Source organism: Clostridium sp. YIM B02569, assembly GCF_022320765.1.
GTDB classification, from domain to species: domain Bacteria; phylum Bacillota; class Clostridia; order Clostridiales; family Clostridiaceae; genus Clostridium; species Clostridium beijerinckii.
Genome location: NZ_JAKJJX010000002.1, coordinates 128,367 through 147,387 on the forward strand (window position 1 = coordinate 128,367; position 19,021 = coordinate 147,387).

The window sequence follows — 19,021 nt, forward strand, 5'->3', positions numbered from 1 at the left end:
TATTATCCACATAAATATGATTAATTATAAAATCGAATTTTGTAATTATACGCTTCAACAAGAAGTTTTGTGAATAAACTTGTGGACAAACTTAAAGGATATAAAATAAAACTAAGGCTCAGCCTTGTAAATACAAGGCTTGTTTATACTGTTGATAATAGTATAAAATCTGTGGATAACTTAATTGTCAAATATGATATTCAATTAGTTGTTTATGAATGTTTTAGAATTAATTATGGACTTGATTTCAATAAATATGGAGATAATTGATTATAGGGAGAGAAATTTGTAGAAAGTCTTTCCTGAGAATTTTTGGTTGAGAAATTTAATGAGATGTATTTATAAACAATATGCACATATTTGTGGATAAAAACTGTGGATATTGTGGATAAATAAAATTTAACTTTAAGTAATACGAGAAAGTAGTATAATATAAATAGTAATTAATGGAATTTAACATATTGTATGAAGATAAGTGATTTATTTTAAAAATATTATAATTATAAGTATATATGCGAAAGATAATTTTAATTTAGAAAATTTTTAATAGAGGGTTAATTTATAGGAAAGTATAATTATAAAAGATAATAAAAGAAAAATGTATAACTAGAGAAATTTATTATAAAAATCTAACCGATAGTTAATGGGGAGGGGATAAAAATTATGACCAATAAAGATGTTAAATATGTTCCTCAAATAAAGGGTACGCTTAGGAATCATGTAATTGAGGTTCCGGCAGTTATAAGAAATTGTGGTGGAATTAAAATTTTTGGGAAGAGAATAAAATCATTGCTATTTAGTACAGATGTAGCATTAATAAGAAATAGCAATGCTGATGCAATTATTGCGGTATATCCATTTACACCACAGCCTGTAATAACACAGGCACTTGTTATGGCAGCTGATGTTCCGGTTTTTTGTGGCGTAGGCGGAGGAATAACACAAGGAAAAAGAGTTGTGAATTTAGCTATGGATGCAGAATTCAAAGGTGCTATGGGAGTTGTTGTAAATGCACCTACGAGTAATGAAATTGTTAATAAGATTAGGTCAACAATAGATATACCAGTAATAGTAACGGTCATTTCTGAAGATGAAGATATTGCTAAAAGGATTGAAGCTGGAGCTACAATACTTAATGTCTCAGGTGGAAGAAATACCGCTAATATAGTCAGAAATATCAGAAAGAGATTTCCAGAGTTTCCGATAATAGCAACTGGAGGACCAACTGAAGAGTCAATTAAAGAGACAATTCAAGCTGGAGCAAATGCTATAACTTTTACACCACCAACATCAGCAAGTATTATGGGAGATCTTATGGATGAGTATAGGAAAGAATAGGAACTTAATAAGCTTGGGTTTTATACCATTAATTTAAAGTTAAAAAAGTATTGCTTTAAGTTTAATTTATGGTATCATATTTGTAACAGTTTAATAAAATGATATTGTGCAGATAATGATTTATAATGTCATTAATATTAAAATATTAATGAATTCTAATAATATAATATATAACATGACCTGGGGTAGAGGTGCTGCAATAAATAGTAGGTATGAGGAGTTGGCAAACGTTGATTTATACTAAAAGGTATTACAGCCGAAGAAAATAGATTATTATGCGATAATCTTTTTCTGGGTATTCATAGAATATGTGAATAACTGTCACGAAGAGTGTTGAGCTACAAGGTACTTTTTTCAGTTATAAATTAACAGTTTGAAAAGAATAATAATGATTTTGTTAGTATAGACGTTCAAATTCATTTATTAATCTTTTGCGAAGAATTGATAATTAATGAAAATATTGTGCATAAATTTAGCGTAAAGATCTACCACTCGTCACAGATATACTCTGTGGCGTTTGTTTTTTATTATAATTATTAGTTAATACAACAGCAATAATCCGGAGTTAATGCAAAAAACGGATATTTTTTATTGAAATTGGTGTTGTGATTTATTTTAATCAATGAAGCAATAGCTAATAAAATATAATTTGGGGGTTAATCAAATGAAGTTGTTTGGAACAATGAAAGTAGAAGACAATCAATTAATGATTGGAGGCATCAGTGCTAAAAATTTAGTGAGAGAATATGGGAGTCCGTTATATGTATTTGATGAAGATTTAATAAGAGAATACTGTAGGGATTATAGAAAATATTTCAAGTGCGAAGAGAATAATAATAGAGTAGCTTTTGCAGGAAAAGCATTTTTGACACTTCAAATGTGTAAATTATTGAAGGAAGAGAATATGTGTCTTGATGTTGTATCTGGGGGGGAATTATACACTGCATATAAGTCTGAATTTCCACTTGAAAAAGTTATGTTCCATGGAAATAATAAGACTCTATCTGAGATTGAACTTGGCGTAAGACTAGGTGTAGGTAATTTTGTAGTAGATAATTATTACGAAATAGACGCATTAAATGATATAGCTAAAGAATATAATAAGGTACAAAATATTTATTTAAGAATAACGCCAGGTATTGAAGCGCATACTCATGATTATATAAAGACTGGACAAATAGATTCAAAATTTGGCTTTGCTCCAGTTGGTACTGTAATAGAAGATGCTATTAAAAAAGCTATAAGTTTAGAGAATATAAATCTTGCAGGAATACATTGTCATATAGGTTCGCAAATATTTGACTTAGAGCCATATGAAGATGCTGTTGAAATAATGTTAGAACTTGTGAGAAATACAAAGGAAAACCTAGGTTACCTAATAAACGAAGTAGATTTTGGCGGAGGTTTTGGTATATATTATACCGAGGGAGACGAACCAAGAAGTACTGAAGAATATTGCAGCACAATAATTAATAAAGTTGATGAAGTGTGTGCGAGAACAGGTCAAGAAAGGCCAATTCTTACAATAGAGCCAGGAAGAAGTATTGTAGCTAATGCAGGAACAACTTTATATACTGTAGGATCAGTCAAGGAAATTCCGAGTGTTAGAAAATATGTATCAGTAGACGGTGGAATGACTGATAATATAAGACCGGCTCTTTATAATGCAGAATATGAATGTATTCTTGCAAGTGGAGTTGAAGGAGATAGAGAAGAAACAGTTACGATATCAGGAAAATGTTGTGAATCGGGAGATATATTATTAGAAAATATTAAAATTCCAGAAGTTAAAAGCGGAGATATTCTAGCAATAATGACTACAGGAGCATATGGTTATTCTATGTCAAGCAATTATAATAGAATACCAAAGCCAGCGGTTGTAATGGTTAAAGATAATGAAACAAGACTTATTTGCAAAAGAGAATCTTATGATGATCTATTAAAGAATGATGTTGAATAGATATAAGTATTTGAATATGTTTAAGTAAGAATTTAAATTATATAGATTTCCTAAAAAGATTATGCACTAATTTTTAAGATTGGTGCATATTTTTGTTATAAAATTAACATCTTATAAATATTTTAGATAGTAAAATATGTTATACTAATATAGCATATTAAAATATGCACATTAGAAAAAAGCGCGAAGCGCAACCAAGATCATTTTAATTAGAAAAAAGCGCGAAGCGCAACTAAGAACTTTTTAAGTGAAATGATTTATATAATTAAGGATTATGAAAAAATGGGGTATTAATGAAAAATTACGTGTAATATGGGACATGGAGGTAATATTGTGGCAGAAAATAACGAAGATGAAATTGTAGCAGATAAAAAAGAAAAAAAGAAGTCCATATTAAATGAATGGATAATTGATATTGCAGTTGTTCTTTGCATAGCGCTTCTCGTATGGAATTTTGTGGGATACGGTGTTTGGATTACAAGTGGATCTATGATTCCAACATTGGAAGTTAAAGATAGATTGCTAGTAACTAGGGTACATAATCCTAAAAATTTAAAAGAAGGAGATATTGTATTATTTAAAAATGACGAATTTAAGGGTGAGATTTTAATAAAAAGATTAATAGGACTTCCGGGAGATACAATAGAAATTAAAAATGGTGTTGTTTATAGAAACGGTCAGGAGCTCAAGGAAGACTATGTGAAAAATAATGAGATATACAATGGAAGTTTTAAAGTACCAGATAATAAGTATTTCTTCTTAGGTGATAATAGAGCTAACTCAGATGATTCTAGGTATTGGAAAGATCCTTACGTTGATGAATCATATATAGAAGGAAAGGCTCAAGTAAAGTATTATCCTATAAAAGATTTTGAAATATTAAAATAATATGAGTTAAATTTTTTACAAAGTGTGAATAATACTTAGTATGTGGTATAAGATAAACGAATCTTGCAAAAGGGAGAACATTTAATGAATGAAAATGATTATGTAATGGAATCAAAGGACATAGATTTAAATTGTTCTGATAACATCACTAATAGGTCAGATAACGATTTTCTAAAGAAAAAATTAGACAAAAAAAAGAATAAAGAATTGCTATCTAATAAAAATATTATAGGAAGTTTTTCGTTTGAAAGCACTTTCTTTAGAGAGTGGATAATTCCTATAATAGCAGCTATAGGAATGGCTTTTTTAATAAATAAATTTTTGATTTACACCGTATATATACCTAGTGAATCAATGGTTCCTACTTTAAATATTGGTGATAAATTAATAGTAACTAGAATTTATGACACTAGTAGGATTAATAGAGGAGATATAGCAGTATTCTATTCAAAGGAACTTGATGAGGTTCTTATAAAAAGAGTTATAGGTCTTCCGGGAGATCACATCGAAATACACGGAGGTACTGTTACTGTAAATGGATCAGATATTAAAGAAGATTATGTAAAAAATAACGAAAATTTTGATGGAGTTTTCGATGTGCCTGAAAATAAGTTTTTCTTTTTGGGAGATAATAGGAGCCGATCAAATGATGCAAGAAGATGGATTAATCCATATATAGATGCCTCAAATATACAAGGAAGAGCTGTATTAAAATTCTATCCATTTAAAGATTTTGGAAGCTTAAATTAATAGTAAGACTTAGGAATATAATATGGTGCAAGATAGACTAGCATGCTCACTTGTTATTTTTTAGTGGTTACTAAGAGTTATTGGTGATATTTTCATAGATATACTGTATAATTTAGGTGATTAGAGGAAAACTTACTTGCGTTCGCTCTCTAAGTAAGCTATTCACTATTCTTGGAATTAATTTATACTGTGAAAAGAGGATGCTAAGTGAGTGAAAAGTATATAATAGATAGAGTAGAAGGAAATTATGTTATAATTGAAAATGAAAATGGGGATATAGATAAAATATCTATTAGGAATGTTACAGGGGATTTTAAAGAAGGAGATATTTTAATTAATATAGATAATAAATATTTTAAAGTCGATAAAAAGTCCACAGAAATTCGCAAAAAACAAATAGATAATAAGATGAAAGATATGTGGGAAGAATGAGCTGATTTATGAATATTAATAAAATATAAATTTAAAATCAATTCAGATATAATTGAGTTTGAGCTTTAGCCTAACTTGTAACAAAGGTGAAAAGGTAAATGAAATTCTATATTGTCTGAAATTGTGTTACTTATATAGGAAATTGATGAATATAAAAGTAGTACAGTATTGGACATAATGATTAATAAATATAATGGGAAGGTGATTAGATGCAGAATAATAATAATGGTAATAAAAAGAATAACAAAAATAAGAATTCTTTTACTATAGCAATTACTTATTTTTTAATAGCTTTTGCATTTTTGATGGCATTTAACTATGCAAGAGAAGAAGCTACAATGAAAGAAATTAACTATAATGAGTTTTTAACTTTATTAGATAATAAGGAAATTTCAAAAGTAGTTATAACTAGTGAAAACTTATTAATAACACCAAGCGAAGATAATGAAGAATACAAAGGTAAAACTTTGTATACAGCAAATATGAAGGATGAAGCATTAATAACTAAGCTTAATGCAGCTGGAATTGATTTTACAGGTAAAAATCCTAAAGAATCACCAATGATGAATATTCTGCTTACTTGGATATTGCCTATGATTCTTATATTCTTCATGTGGAGATTTTTGTTCTCTAAGATGGGCGGAGGCGGAGGCGGTGTCATGGGCATCGGTAAAAATAACGCTAAGGTCTACATGGAAAGTGAAATAAAAGTAACTTTTGATGATGTGGCAGGTCAGGAAGAAGCTAAAGAATCCTTAAAAGAAGTAATAGACTTCTTAAATGCGCCAGCCAAATATACTGAAATTGGAGCTAAATTACCTAAAGGTGTTTTACTTGTAGGACCTCCGGGGACAGGAAAAACTCTTATTGCAAAAGCAGTTGCAGGAGAAGCAAGAGTTCCATTTTTCTCGCTTTCAGGTTCAAGTTTTGTTGAAATGTTCGTTGGAGTTGGAGCATCAAGAGTAAGAGAATTATTCAAAGATGCAGTAGCTAAAGCTCCATGTATTATTTTTATAGATGAAATTGATGCAATTGGTAAGAGCAGAGATAATCAAATGCAAAGTAACGATGAAAGAGAACAAACTTTAAATCAATTACTTTCTGAAATGGATGGATTTGATTCATCTAAAGGTGTAGTTTTACTTGGAGCTACAAATAGACCAGAAATACTTGATAAGGCTCTTTTAAGACCAGGTAGATTTGATAGAAGAGTTATAGTTGATAGACCAGACTTTAAAGGAAGAGAAGCTATACTTCATGTTCATGCAAAGAATGTAATGCTAGGACCTGATGTGGATTTAGCTGAAATAGCTAAGAGTACTCCAGGTGCTGTAGGAGCCGATCTTGCGAATATCATTAATGAAGGTGCTTTAAGAGCTGTAAGAAGAAGAAGAAAAACAGTTCTTCAAGAGGACTTAAGAGAAGCAGTTGAGGTTATAATTGCAGGTAAAGAAAAGAAAGATAGAATTCTATCACCTAAGGAAAGAGAAGTTGTTGCATTCCATGAAGTTGGGCATGCACTTGTTGCAGCGATGCTTAAAGGAGCAGACCCTGTACATAAAATAACTATAGTCCCTAGAACTATGGGAGCATTAGGTTATACTATGCAATTACCAGAAGAAGAAAAATATTTGACATCTAGAGAAGAATTAATAAATCAAATTACTGTAATGCTTGGTGGTAGATCTGCTGAAGAGGAAGTATTTGATTTAGTTTCTACAGGAGCTTCAAATGATATAGAAAGAGCTACTCAACAGGCTAGAAGCATGGTTTCTATTTACGGAATGAGTGATAGATTTGATATGATGGCTTTAGAATCAGTGCAAAATAGATATCTAGATGGTAGAGCTGTCAGAAACTGTAGCGAAGAGACTTCTACTATTTTAGATGAAGAAACACTAAGAATAATAAAGCATGCTCATGCAAATGCTAGACAGATTCTTAGGGATAATAGAGATTTATTAGATAAAATTTCGGAAGTACTTTTAGAGAAAGAAACAATATTTGGAGAAGAATTCTTTGATTTAGTCTATGAAAAATATCCTGAAATGAAGGAAGAAAAAGAAAAGGAAAAATCAGAGAACGAAAAGAGAGTAAAAGAGTTAGCAGAAAGAAGAGCTAAAAAGCATGCTTTAGATATTGTTATAGATGATAAGTCTGAAAAGTCACAAAGAGATTTTCAAGATTTAGGGAAATCAGAATTAATAACAAGTAATCAAACATCTATAATTATGGAAAGTGACGCTAAGGCAGAGGGCGCAGCTGAAAATATTAATGATGATAAATTTATATCTAAAGAAGAGGAATCTGATAAAAAGGATTCTGAAACTGATAATATTTAAAGAGACAAATTGACATGTAAATATAGTATTTAATGCACAGTGGAGGAATGAAACCTAAAAAGAGTTTTTAGCCATACATTGTGCATTTTATAGTTTAAATGTATAATTAACAATACAAAATTCATGGAATTTGTGTGAAAATATTGGCATAAGGGTATAATAATATTTCACAGGAAGAAATAAAAGATTAGTTATTGGTAGTTAATCGCCTTATATGATACTTCAAGGTAATAAATTAACTGCCTATTGATCTAAGGGGGTCACAATATTGAGCAAACAAGTAGATTTTATAAGAGAAGAGGAAAAGTTAAGTGAAATTTTAGAAATTCTAAATAAAGAAATTTTAAAGTATTTAGAAAAAAGAAAGAATGTCACAAACTATATCCTTGAGGCTAGAAAAAAATACGTTGAGGAATATAAAGATGATGAAGACCAGATTATAGATTATTTTGATCACGAAAATTATGTGAAGGAAGAAGCCTATAGAACAATTGATAAAAGGCTTATGGAATATACAAAGCTTAAGGAAATACCTTATTTCGGAAAGGTTTCATTTAAAGAAGGAGAAGACATTCCAGAAGATATGTATGTGGGTAGATATGGATTGACGCTTGAAAATAGTTTTGAACCATTAATTGTTGATTGGAGAGCACCTATTGCATCACTTTTTTATAAAGGAACTCTTGGTAAATCAAGTTATAATCCACCTTCAGGAGAAATAGAAGTAGACATATTATCAAGAAAGCAACTTGTAATTAAGAAAGGTCAGTTAAAAGGAGTATTTGATTCAGCTATAGATGTTAAAGATGAAATACTACAAATGGTTTTAACAGATAATTCATCCGATAAATTAAAAGATATAGTAATGACTATTCAAAAGGAACAAGATGAGATTATAAGAGAGGATAGAAATAAAATAGTCGTTGTAAATGGGGTTGCCGGTTCAGGAAAGACAACTATCGCACTTCATAGAATATCCTATTTACTATACAATTTTAGAAAACAATTTGGAGATAAGGTATTAATCTTTGGACCTAATGATATTTTTATGGATTATATAGCTCAAGTATTGCCTTCGCTTGGAGAAAGTAATATTAAACAAACAACCTTTGAAAATTTTGCGAAGAAAGAAATTAATTTAAAATATGAAAATATAAAGAGCTTCGGTAGCTATATTGAAGATGCTATGAATGGAAAAGAAGATACTTTAGAAGAATATAGATATAAGAGTTCTAAGGCATTTGTTGATTTATTAAATTCTAACTTAGAAATTTTAAATAAAGAATATTTTAAGATACAACCAATTAGATTTAAGAAAGAAGAGATTGTTACAGCTAAAGAGATAGAAGAACTATTTACAAATTATTATAAAGATATGCCTTTGTTTAGAAGAAGTGAGAAAATAAAAAGAATATTAATATCTAAAATAAAAGATAAGAGAGATGAAGAAGTTTATAAGATAAATACTGAGTTTAAAGAAAAGATTAGCAGCTTATCAGAGAAGGAACTTGAAATAGAAAAAAATAATCTAGAATATTTAAAAAGAATTAAGATAAGAGAAATTGTAAGAGCGGTTATGAAATCTCGTGATGAATTAGATACTTGGATTAAGTACGAACCAGTAATAGATATTTATAAGAAAATTGTTAATTTAGATACTGATAAAAACTATATTAATGACTTAGAGAATCTTAATAATGAAGACTTAGGTGAGAATAAAGAAAGACTAAGCTATATGGATTTATCTGGCATACTTTATTTAATGATTAAGTTAAAAGGTATAAAAGTAAAAAATGAGATAAAGCATATTGTAATTGATGAGGCACAGGATTATAGTTTTATTCAATTTGAAATAATTAAAGAAATAACAGGTTGCAAGAGCTATACAATTGTTGGTGATTCAAACCAGAGATTAATAACAACTAGCGAAGAACCTGCAATGCTTCACCTTGACGATGTATTTAAAGATCTTAATGTGGAAATTACAAAGTATGAGCTAAATAAGAGTTACAGATCAACTCAAGATATAATGGAGTATTCAAATAAATTCTTGGATAAAGATAAGATTGTTCCTTTGGTTAGAAAAGGAGAAGCTGTCATTGAAGAAGAAGTTTCTAATAATGAGGAATTTGTTGATACAATAATATCATTAATTGAAGATTATGAAGAAGAGGGATACGAGAATGTTGCAGTAATCTTTAAGGATAAAAATGAATTGAATAAATTCTCTCATGTTATTAAAGAAAAGATCAATATTCAAAGTTTAGATAATGATGATATTATGTATAAGGGTGGAAAAGTAATTCTACCAGCTTATTTGGCAAAAGGATTAGAATTTGATGGAGTTATAATAGTAGAAAGTGAAGAGATCGAACCGTTAGTTAAATATATAATGTGTACCAGAGCATTACACAGGTTGTCTGCAGTTAAGTATTTAATATAGTTATATTATAAACTTAACTCTCAGGCCTTATTATCTTAAAAGCTATACGGCTATATAAAATAAAGAATTTTATATAGAATGAGCTATGCTATCTGAAATTTATATATACTAAGCTAGATAATCAATTTTAAATAATAAGTAGGCGGCACCGATAATATGATATTTATGATGGTGCCGCTTTTATTTTTTATTATGTGAATAATTTTTCATAAAGTATGCAAAGTGAAAAATTATAATATAAATTTAATGAGAATAAAATTTCATGATTTTTTGTGAATTTTAAATTATAGAAATACTAAATAAAATTTTTTTATGATTTTAAAATGATTAAAAAACGCTTAAAGCAAGCTTGAAAGCCTTATAATACTAATATATATAACTATTTCCAATACATAAAATATATATTTAAATATATAATAAGTAATGAGGATAAATTTAATTTTAATGAATAATAATTAAACTTTTTATCATATTTCTATTGAGTAAATATAAAAAAGTGTGTATAATTATGCTATCGTTAGTAGAGTAAAGTTTTGGAGGTATTAATAATGAAAGTTGGTATAGTAAAAAAATTAGTTGCTATTGCAGCAGCATCAGCTATTGCAATAGGAATGGTAGGCTGTGGAAACAGCACTAAAGGAAACAAAGAAAACACAAGCAGTAATGCTTCTGCATTACAGGCAATAAAATCAAAAGGTAAGCTTGTAATAGGAACAAGTGCCGATTATCCACCATATGAATTCCATAAAGAAGTAGATGGAAAAGATCAAATCGTTGGATTCGATATTGAAATGGCAAAAGAAATTGCAAAAGATTTAGGAGTAGAACTTGAAGTAAAAGATATGGCATTTGATGGATTGTTAGTAGCACTTCAATCAGATAAAATAGATATGGTATTTGCAGGTATGACTCCAACAGACGAAAGAAAACAAAATGCAGATTTCTCAGACATATATTATACTGCAACACATAGATTTGTACTTAGATCAGGTGATGAATCTGGAATAACTAAAATGGAAGATTTAAAAGGAAAGAAAATAGGAGTACAAAAAGGTTCAATACAAGAAGGTATAGCAAAGGATAACTTTGATGCAGCAAATATAAAATCATTAGACAAAGTTACTGATTTAATATTAGATTTAAAAAACAATAAAGTTGATGCAGTTTTAGCTGAACAACCAGTTGCTCAAATAAATGTTGATAAGAACGAAGGTATCGCAATTGCAGACAAATTAGAAGTTAAAGATCCAGATGGTGGATCTGCTATAGCTATGAAAAAAGGTTCAACTGATTTAACAGATCAAGTTAATAAGACAATAAAGAGATTAAAAGATGAAGATAAGATAAAGCAGTTTGTATTAGATGCAAATAAACTAGTAGATTAATCCTATTAGGCACTAAAAAGTACGATAGAAAATAACGAGTTAGAGATGTAGTATATATTTTGTTATTGACAAGGTGAATTTAGATAATATAATTTATTCCTTCATGAAAGTTATTTAAAATTTTAGAAGTTATATTGGGATTATTTAAAATCACTTTGTACCCCTTGTGGGTATAAGTTTGACTGAAACCGGGTGATAAAGAGAGAGCTTCACCTGAGAAGTTTTACCTTGTACTAAGTAATGAAAGTTTTAGCATATAGAAACTATAAGGTAATACATACCAGTATAGTAGGATGCAAAATATACTGACATCATAGCTTGTTATTTTTTTGAGTATTAGATATATATGTTGCAATGCACATTTCACAATTCACAATTATGGCTAAAGTTCTTGAAATATTTTTAGAATTATGATGAAGAATTATTTTTTAAATATATATATTTAAAGTTATTTTTATATTGGAAATTAACAACAGTTGAAAATTATCGGATAATGTCTTATAATTAAAAATTAGTGGCTATTTTATTATATGTATATTATCAAGTGAAACTTGATTCAGATGGAGGCTTGTCCATGGCTGAATCTTAGTTGAGCTTATTTAGGGTCGTGTCAATGTTATCTCAAACTTAAGCAGAGAACCTAAATCTACGATTTAGTGTGAATTGCTTACTCATCTGACTTTAGGAAGAGGAGTGTTATATATTGTGAGAGTATTACAGTGGCTAGACATCAGATAAAGAACTAGGAGGGAAAATATTGAATTTTACATTTTTAGGAAAATACTCTGAATATTATTTAAAAGGTGCAGAAATTACTATTGTATTAGCATTTTTTGCAGTGCTATGTGGTACAATCTTAGGCCTTGCATTAACTCTTTTAAGGCGTTCAAAATTTAAACCAATAAGCTATATAGCAGCAGCTTATGTAGAATTTGTAAGAGGTACTCCACTTCTAGTTCAAATCTATATAATCTATATAGGATTACCTAAGCTTATAGGAATAGATATGCCTGATATGACTGTTGGATCAATAGCTTTAGCATTAAACTCAGCAGCATATATATCTGAAATAATAAGAGCTGGTATCGAAGCAGTGGACAAAGGTCAAATGGAAGCAGCCAGAAGTTTAGGAATGAATCAAGGGTTAGCAATGGTTCATGTTATAATTCCACAAGCATTTAAGAATATATTACCTGCTCTTGGAAATGAATTTATTTCTGTAATAAAAGAATCATCAATGGTTTCTGTTATAGGTGTTGCAGAACTTATGTATAATGCAAGTATTGTAAGAGGAAATACAGCTTTAGGATTGGAACCAATAATTGTAGCAGCAGTAGTTTACTTTGTTTTAACTTTCACTTTGACAAGATGTTTAGGTTATGTTGAAAGGAGGATGAAAGCAAGTGATATACGTTAAAGATTTACATAAAAGCTTTGGAAAAAATAAGGTGTTAAAAGGAATAGATGAGCATATCAGCAAAGGTGAAGTTGTAGTTGTAATTGGGCCTTCTGGGTCAGGAAAAAGTACATTTTTAAGATGTCTTAACTTATTGGAGACTCCTACATCTGGACAAATTACTTTTGAAGATAAGGATATAACATCAAAAGCAACCAATATAGATAAGATGAGAGAAAAAATGGGGATGGTATTCCAACAATTTAATTTGTTTCCCCATAAAACAGTATGCGAAAATATATGCTTAGCTCCTATTAAAGTAAAAGGAATCTCTAAAGATGAAGCTAAAAGTATAGCAGAAAACTTATTAAATAAGGTTGGTTTGATAGATAAAATAGATGCTTACCCATCATCACTATCAGGTGGACAAAAGCAAAGAATTGCAATAGCTAGAGCTTTAGCTATGCAGCCAGATGTTATGTTATTCGATGAACCAACATCTGCTTTAGATCCTGAAATGGTTGGAGAAGTTCTAAATGTTATGAAAGATCTTGCAAAGGAAGGTATGACAATGGTAGTTGTTACACACGAAATGGGATTTGCAAGAGAAGTTGGAGATAGAATATTATTTATGGATGAAGGAAAAATATTAGAATCTGGGACTCCAGAGGAAGTATTTAAGAATCCTAAAAATCCACGTACAATAGACTTTTTATCTAAAGTTTTATAATTAACTATACAACAAGGCGTTCACCATAATAACTATTTTTATTAGTTATTATGGTGAACGCCTAAAATTTTAATATAGATAAACCAATTATAATCCATACTTATGCGTATAGCTCGCCGAAATGAATAATATACTTTTGTTCCAGTTTCTAGGTAATTCTGATGGGTGATTCTAAGGCTATAAAGTTGCACCCAAAGTGCTAGCCTCAAAGAACAAGCTTTGAACTAGCACATTTGGAACAACTTATAGCCAAAGAATCACATCCATCAAAATCACCAATGAAACATTCCACAAAAGTATATTACTCATTTCTAGGTGGAGAATATTTCATAGTCTAAGTATGGTTTATGATTGTATTATCTATATAGATACCTAATTAAGAGTGGGAATTCACCGAAACTATAAGAATTATTACTTCGTAAATTTATCTAAAAATTATAAGTACCAGGTTGTATTAACTTTAAAGTATCTAAACTTTTAGTTTAACAAGCTAAAAGTAGTACGAAGGAGAAGAAAATTTATGTGGTGCAATCCTAGTTGAAAGCCACATACCAAGTGAAATTACTATAAACATAATATGGAGAGCTAATACAATTAATGGTGCGGCTAAATTAACTCCGCCTTTTTTACGTAATTTATTTATATATTCAGTATTGCTGAGATTTTGTATATTGATAACATTCATTTTGAAGTTTTTAATCTTACGTTCGCAATTGTTAAGATAAATAAAATTTGCATATAAAGTTAATATAATTCTTATGAGTAGTAGCAAAGATAAGTGTATTCCCCTTGGAAAAATTGCTGAAGATACTAAGGTTAAGAGTATCAAAGCAGCTCCTGGAACATAAAGTTTTCTGTATAATAACCAATAGTAACCGAAGAAAAAACATGGCCAGTTCCAAGATAAAAATTTATGTTTATCGTTATATTTGTTGAGGTGCTTAATATAGAAACCGCTATTATTACCAATAAAGATAGCTAGTTCGTCTCTAGAAATATTGTTGCTTTTGTTGTAAGGAATAGAATATATATTTTTAAATCTGTTTGTATTCTGATTATTATCATAGTCATTTCTATTATGATAGACTTTGTTTTGATTAAAGTTATCATTGGATTTGGAGTTGTTTTCAACATGATCTACTTTAATATCAGCATTAACTCTACTATTTAAGTTGTTTTCAGTATAATCTATATTAGTTTTTTCAGTATTTTTAATCGTAGTACCGAAATAAGAACACATAGGATTTATACACACATCATTTATTCCTAGTTCTTCTGAACAATGTGGACATTTCAAAATTATATCCTCCTTTTAATAGCACTTAATACTAAAAGAATATCACAAATTTATCCAATTAACAATGAGAAGGACAGCAAATAGGATAAGGCAAAAAGGAATAATGAATTGAAAAAATTTAGGTGAGGGTTCAGCTTTATTTATACTTATAGTTTTAAGGATAAGAATATGTATTAAATGGGATGCAGCAATATAGAAAAAGTACAGCCATTATTTCAAACTAGAAGTTCCTTGGTTTGAAATAACGGCTGTATTTTTATGTGTAGTGTTTGTCTATAGTAATGACACAGTTATAAGAAGGATGATATTTCTTCACTCCTTCAGATATTATATTTATAAGTTCAGTATCAGTTATAGAGAGTTCTTTTGATGGTTCAATAACAACGTCAAAAATTAAGTTCTTAATATCACCTTCACCGACTACTCTAAAATCATGTATTGACTCTATATAATCATATTTTTCAATTATGGATAGAATTTCATCATAAGCTTCTTTGACTTCGCCTTCAATAATGCAGATAGGATCGATGTGAATAACTAAGTAAATCTTAAGTGCTTTTGAAATTTCTCTTTCAGCTTTATCGATCACTTCGTGAATATCTACAACGTTAATATTTCCAGGAATTTCAGCATGAATAGATGCCATACATTTACCAGGACCATAATTGTGAACTATTAAATCATGTGAGCCTAGGATGTTATCATAAGACAAAACCATTCTTTCTATGGATTCAACAAGTTCTGGATCTGGCGCTTCTCCTAAAAGTGGATTGATAGTATCTTTAACTAAATTGAAACCGGCATAAACAATGAATAATGCAACAAACATTCCTATATATCCGTCTATAGGGAAAGAAGTGAATTTTGAAGCTAAAAATGAAATAGCCACACAAGTAGTGGTAAATACATCCCCTAGAGCATCTGTAGAAGCAGCTTTTAGAGCAGAGGAATTAATCTTTTCACCAATAAATTTATTAAATTTAGAAAGCCAAATCTTAAAAAAGATAGATATAATAAGCAAAATAAAAGAAGTCATCTCAAAGGTAATAGGCTCTGGTTTAATTATTTTTTCAAAGGAAGATTTAATAAATTGAAAACCAACCAACATTACCATAAAAGCTACAATTAAAGCTGAAAGGTACTCAATTCTTCCATGTCCAAAAGGATGCTCTCTATCTGCGGGCTTGTTTGAAAGTTTAAACCCTAAAATGGTTATTAAAGATGATGCAGCATCAGAAAGGTTATTAAAGGCATCAGCCATAATAGCAATACTGGAAACAACAATTCCTACAGAAAGCTTTATAACAAACAACATAACATTCGCTAATATCCCAATAATTCCACCGAGTATACCGTAAGAACTTCTAACTGTGTCATCTTTAACATTAGAATTATCCTTAACAAATTTATTAACTATAAGTTCAAAAAACATGAAATACACTCCAATCATAAGAAATTACCAATAAGCATTACATCTATTATATTAAATATTTTTAGTTAAGCAAGTATTTTTTTACCAGAAATTAAGCAATCTAACACTAATAAATATATATTTCATATTTTAAATATATTCTAAGTTTATAGTAGCACTTTACTGTGTTATAATTTATATAGAAAATATTCGAGGGGGCAATTTTTATGAAGGATATTATATTTACTGGTGCAGCAGTTGCAATTGTTACACCTTTTACAGAAGATGGAATTAATTTCTCTGAATTAAAAAAACTAATTGATTTTAATATAGAGAATGGTACAGATGCAATTGTAATTGCAGGAACTACAGGTGAGTCTTCAACTATGACTGATGAAGAACACAGGGAAGTTATTAGATTTACAGTAGAATATGTGAATAAGAGAGTACCAGTTATTGCGGGCACAGGATCTAATGATACAGTTTATGCTGTTCAATTATCAAAATACGCTGAAAGTGTTGGTGTAGATGCACTTTTATTAGTAACACCATATTACAATAAAACTACTCAAACTGGATTAATAAAGCATTACAATTATATTGCGGATAGAGTTAATATCCCAATAATTCTATATAATGTACCATCAAGAACAGGAGTTAATATAACACCTGAAACATATGCAGAATTAGCTAAGCATCCACGTATAGTTGCAACAAAAGAAGCTAGTGGGGATCTTTCCGCGATTGCAAAGATAAAAGCGATATGTAAAGATGAACTTAATATATATTCTGGAAATGATGATCAAATAGTTCCAATCTTATCACTTGGGGGAAAAGGCGTTATTTCAGTTTTTTCAAATATTATGCCAAAAGAGTCTCATGAAATTTGTAGTTTATATTTTGAAGGAAAAGTTGAAGAAAGCTGTAACCTTCAAACAAAATATTTAGATCTTATTAATACATTATTTATAGAAGTAAACCCAATCCCAGTAAAGACTGCACTAGGAATTATGGGATATAACGTAGGACCACTTAGAATGCCATTATTCCCAATGGAAGGCAAGAATCTAGAAAAATTACGCGAAGAACTTGCTAAAAATAATCTTATATAAGTTTTAGTATGCATTTTAAGTATAGATAAATAATATGTAATTTAGATTTACACAATAATTCACATAAATAAGCAATATATCAATGGACGCTTGGATGTTATAAATTCGGGCGTTCATTTTTGTTTTTTACAAGGAAATTATAAAAAGTTAAATCTATAAATTAGTGTTGAAAATGTCAGAAATATATATTTTACGAGGCAGATGCGTAAGTTTTTTTGAGATTTACGATTGCCTACCATTTTACTGTATCAAAATATTTTGTGTATTAGATCCAAATTAAAATTTAGATGTATTTTACCCATGGAATAAAATGATTCCTAGAAAAAATATAAAAAATTTTAGAGAAATTATGTAATTGCTCATTTTTATACATATATTCCATATAGAAGACTAATTTAAATGGGAGAGTGTTAAAGATGAAAGAAAGAAAATCTGTTAAATTAAGAGTTGATATGTATGATGATACTAAATCTAAAATAATAGATACAATGAATGAAAGGGACCTTATTCAGTATATTTGGATTAGACTTATTGTCTTAGCTGGGAAGGTAAATTTAGAAGGAGAATTATTTTTGTCTAGAAATATTCCATACACAATGGAAACCCTTGCTATAGAATTTAATAGAGATATTGAACAAGTGAAATTAGCTATGAAAGTTTTAATGGATTTAGAAATGATTGAGTTTACTGAAGATAAAATCTATAAAGTAAAAAACTTTGCTAAGCATCAAAATATTAAAATGAATAAGAATACTGAAATTAAAGATAATGTAGTAAAAGAAAATGATTCTAGTCACAAAATAGATGAGTTTAAAATTAAAGATAGAGAAAATCTAATAGATATTGATTCAAAAAGTAGTGGATACAAAAATGTTGATGAAATTGTTAGAAATAAAACTGCTAAAATTGAAGATAAGAGTATTATGATCCCTAAGGAAGAGATAAATAAAAAGAATAATTATGATAATAATATTAACAATTGTAATAGATATAATAAAGATTCTACCAGTGTGGATTCTAAATTTGTAGTTAAAGGTAATACAGAAAATGAAAGCTTTGAAAATAGTAATAAAAATAATAGTAACACCATAATTGATGAAAGAACGCAGAATAGTGATACCATAAATGCTAGTATAGATTCTATCAATAATAAAGATAACAATAAAAACATAGAATGTATAGATGATAATAGAAATGCAGACGTGATAGCTAGTAATATTGCTTGCATAAACAACAATGCTAACATGAATATCAGCTTAGAAACTGAAAAAGGTTCCTACGAAAGCAATGTAACTAATGCAAAGTCAAGTATACCAATCTCCGTGAAAAATAAGAATAGTAAGGGTAGAAAAAAATCCAATAATAAAAACGTCATTAACGAGATAAATTTAAGTGACGATGATGAAGAAATTGTTGAACTTTGTTCAGGAGATATGCCGCTAGGAAAAGATGAAAAAGTAGTCATGGCATTTACTATGTAGGTATTATCTAATATAAAATTTTCTAGATAATCACATATATAAAATATGCATTATTT

At 29.1% G+C, this 19,021-nt stretch carries 15 protein-coding genes and 1 riboswitch; of the genes, 13 read left to right on the forward strand and 2 right to left on the reverse strand.

All coding sequences use genetic code 11. The features are described 5' to 3' along the window. Nucleotides 1-81 precede the first annotated feature (81 nt). From L3B96_RS02300 to L3B96_RS02350, 11 genes are all read left to right on the forward strand, one after another. Nucleotides 82-270 (forward strand): hypothetical protein, encoded by a 189-nt coding sequence (locus L3B96_RS02300; protein WP_238858690.1) that lies wholly within the window; start codon nucleotides 82-84, stop codon nucleotides 268-270. Nucleotides 271-663: 393 nt separating this feature from the next. Continuing rightward, a complete protein-coding gene (locus L3B96_RS02305) occupies nucleotides 664-1,338 on the forward strand; it encodes a hydrolase (RefSeq protein ID WP_012060941.1) in 675 nt (224 codons plus the stop codon). Between the two features lie 178 nt (nucleotides 1,339-1,516). Beyond that, nucleotides 1,517-1,687: riboswitch (Lysine riboswitch) on the forward strand. Between the two features lie 315 nt (nucleotides 1,688-2,002). After that, nucleotides 2,003-3,298 (forward strand): diaminopimelate decarboxylase, encoded by a 1,296-nt coding sequence (gene lysA, locus L3B96_RS02310; RefSeq protein WP_012060940.1) that lies wholly within the window; start codon nucleotides 2,003-2,005, stop codon nucleotides 3,296-3,298. 312 nt (nucleotides 3,299-3,610) lie between these two features. After that, nucleotides 3,611-4,186, forward strand: a complete 576-nt coding sequence (lepB, locus tag L3B96_RS02315) for a signal peptidase I (protein ID WP_238858691.1) — start codon at nucleotides 3,611-3,613, stop codon at nucleotides 4,184-4,186. A gap of 207 nt (nucleotides 4,187-4,393) precedes the next feature. After that, entirely contained in the window at nucleotides 4,394-4,936 is a 543-nt protein-coding gene (gene lepB / locus L3B96_RS02320) for a signal peptidase I (protein WP_065418582.1), read from the forward strand. 207 nt (nucleotides 4,937-5,143) lie between these two features. Continuing rightward, the gene (locus L3B96_RS02325; RefSeq protein ID WP_238858693.1) at nucleotides 5,144-5,368 is read left to right on the forward strand and encodes a DUF3006 domain-containing protein; all 225 of its coding nucleotides are present in this window, start codon (nucleotides 5,144-5,146) and stop codon (nucleotides 5,366-5,368) included. Between the two features lie 209 nt (nucleotides 5,369-5,577). Next, entirely contained in the window at nucleotides 5,578-7,710 is a 2,133-nt protein-coding gene (ftsH, locus tag L3B96_RS02330) for an ATP-dependent zinc metalloprotease FtsH (RefSeq protein ID WP_238858694.1), read from the forward strand. Nucleotides 7,711-7,978: 268 nt separating this feature from the next. Next, complete coding sequence (helD, locus tag L3B96_RS02335; RefSeq protein WP_238858695.1) at nucleotides 7,979-10,153, forward strand: RNA polymerase recycling motor HelD; 2,175 nt, start codon at nucleotides 7,979-7,981, stop codon at nucleotides 10,151-10,153. 548 nt (nucleotides 10,154-10,701) lie between these two features. Next, complete coding sequence (locus tag L3B96_RS02340) at nucleotides 10,702-11,538, forward strand: ABC transporter substrate-binding protein (protein ID WP_238858696.1); 837 nt, start codon at nucleotides 10,702-10,704, stop codon at nucleotides 11,536-11,538. Nucleotides 11,539-12,295: 757 nt separating this feature from the next. Further along, entirely contained in the window at nucleotides 12,296-12,955 is a 660-nt protein-coding gene (locus tag L3B96_RS02345; protein WP_012060933.1) for an amino acid ABC transporter permease, read from the forward strand. After that, entirely contained in the window at nucleotides 12,942-13,664 is a 723-nt protein-coding gene (locus L3B96_RS02350; RefSeq protein ID WP_238858697.1) for an amino acid ABC transporter ATP-binding protein, read from the forward strand. The genes L3B96_RS02345 and L3B96_RS02350 overlap by 14 nt, the downstream gene beginning before the upstream one ends. Before the next feature lie 490 nt (nucleotides 13,665-14,154). Here the strand turns inward: L3B96_RS02350 and L3B96_RS02355 are convergent, their stop codons facing one another. Together L3B96_RS02355 and L3B96_RS02360 are read right to left on the reverse strand one after the other, a co-directional pair. After that, nucleotides 14,155-14,961 carry a DUF2628 domain-containing protein gene (locus L3B96_RS02355; protein ID WP_238858698.1) on the reverse strand — a complete coding sequence of 269 codons (807 nt, stop codon included), beginning with the start codon at nucleotides 14,959-14,961 and terminating at the stop codon, nucleotides 14,155-14,157. Between the two features lie 256 nt (nucleotides 14,962-15,217). Continuing rightward, nucleotides 15,218-16,393, reverse strand: a complete 1,176-nt coding sequence (locus tag L3B96_RS02360; RefSeq protein ID WP_238858792.1) for a cation diffusion facilitator family transporter — start codon at nucleotides 16,391-16,393, stop codon at nucleotides 15,218-15,220. A 218-nt stretch (nucleotides 16,394-16,611) separates the two neighbouring features. Between L3B96_RS02360 and dapA the strand changes: the two genes are divergently transcribed. Both dapA and L3B96_RS02370 read left to right on the forward strand, forming a co-directional pair. Beyond that, nucleotides 16,612-17,484 (forward strand): 4-hydroxy-tetrahydrodipicolinate synthase, encoded by an 873-nt coding sequence (gene dapA / locus L3B96_RS02365; protein WP_238858793.1) that lies wholly within the window; start codon nucleotides 16,612-16,614, stop codon nucleotides 17,482-17,484. A gap of 416 nt (nucleotides 17,485-17,900) precedes the next feature. Then, complete coding sequence (locus tag L3B96_RS02370; protein WP_238858699.1) at nucleotides 17,901-18,965, forward strand: phage replisome organizer N-terminal domain-containing protein; 1,065 nt, start codon at nucleotides 17,901-17,903, stop codon at nucleotides 18,963-18,965. Nucleotides 18,966-19,021 lie beyond the last annotated feature (56 nt).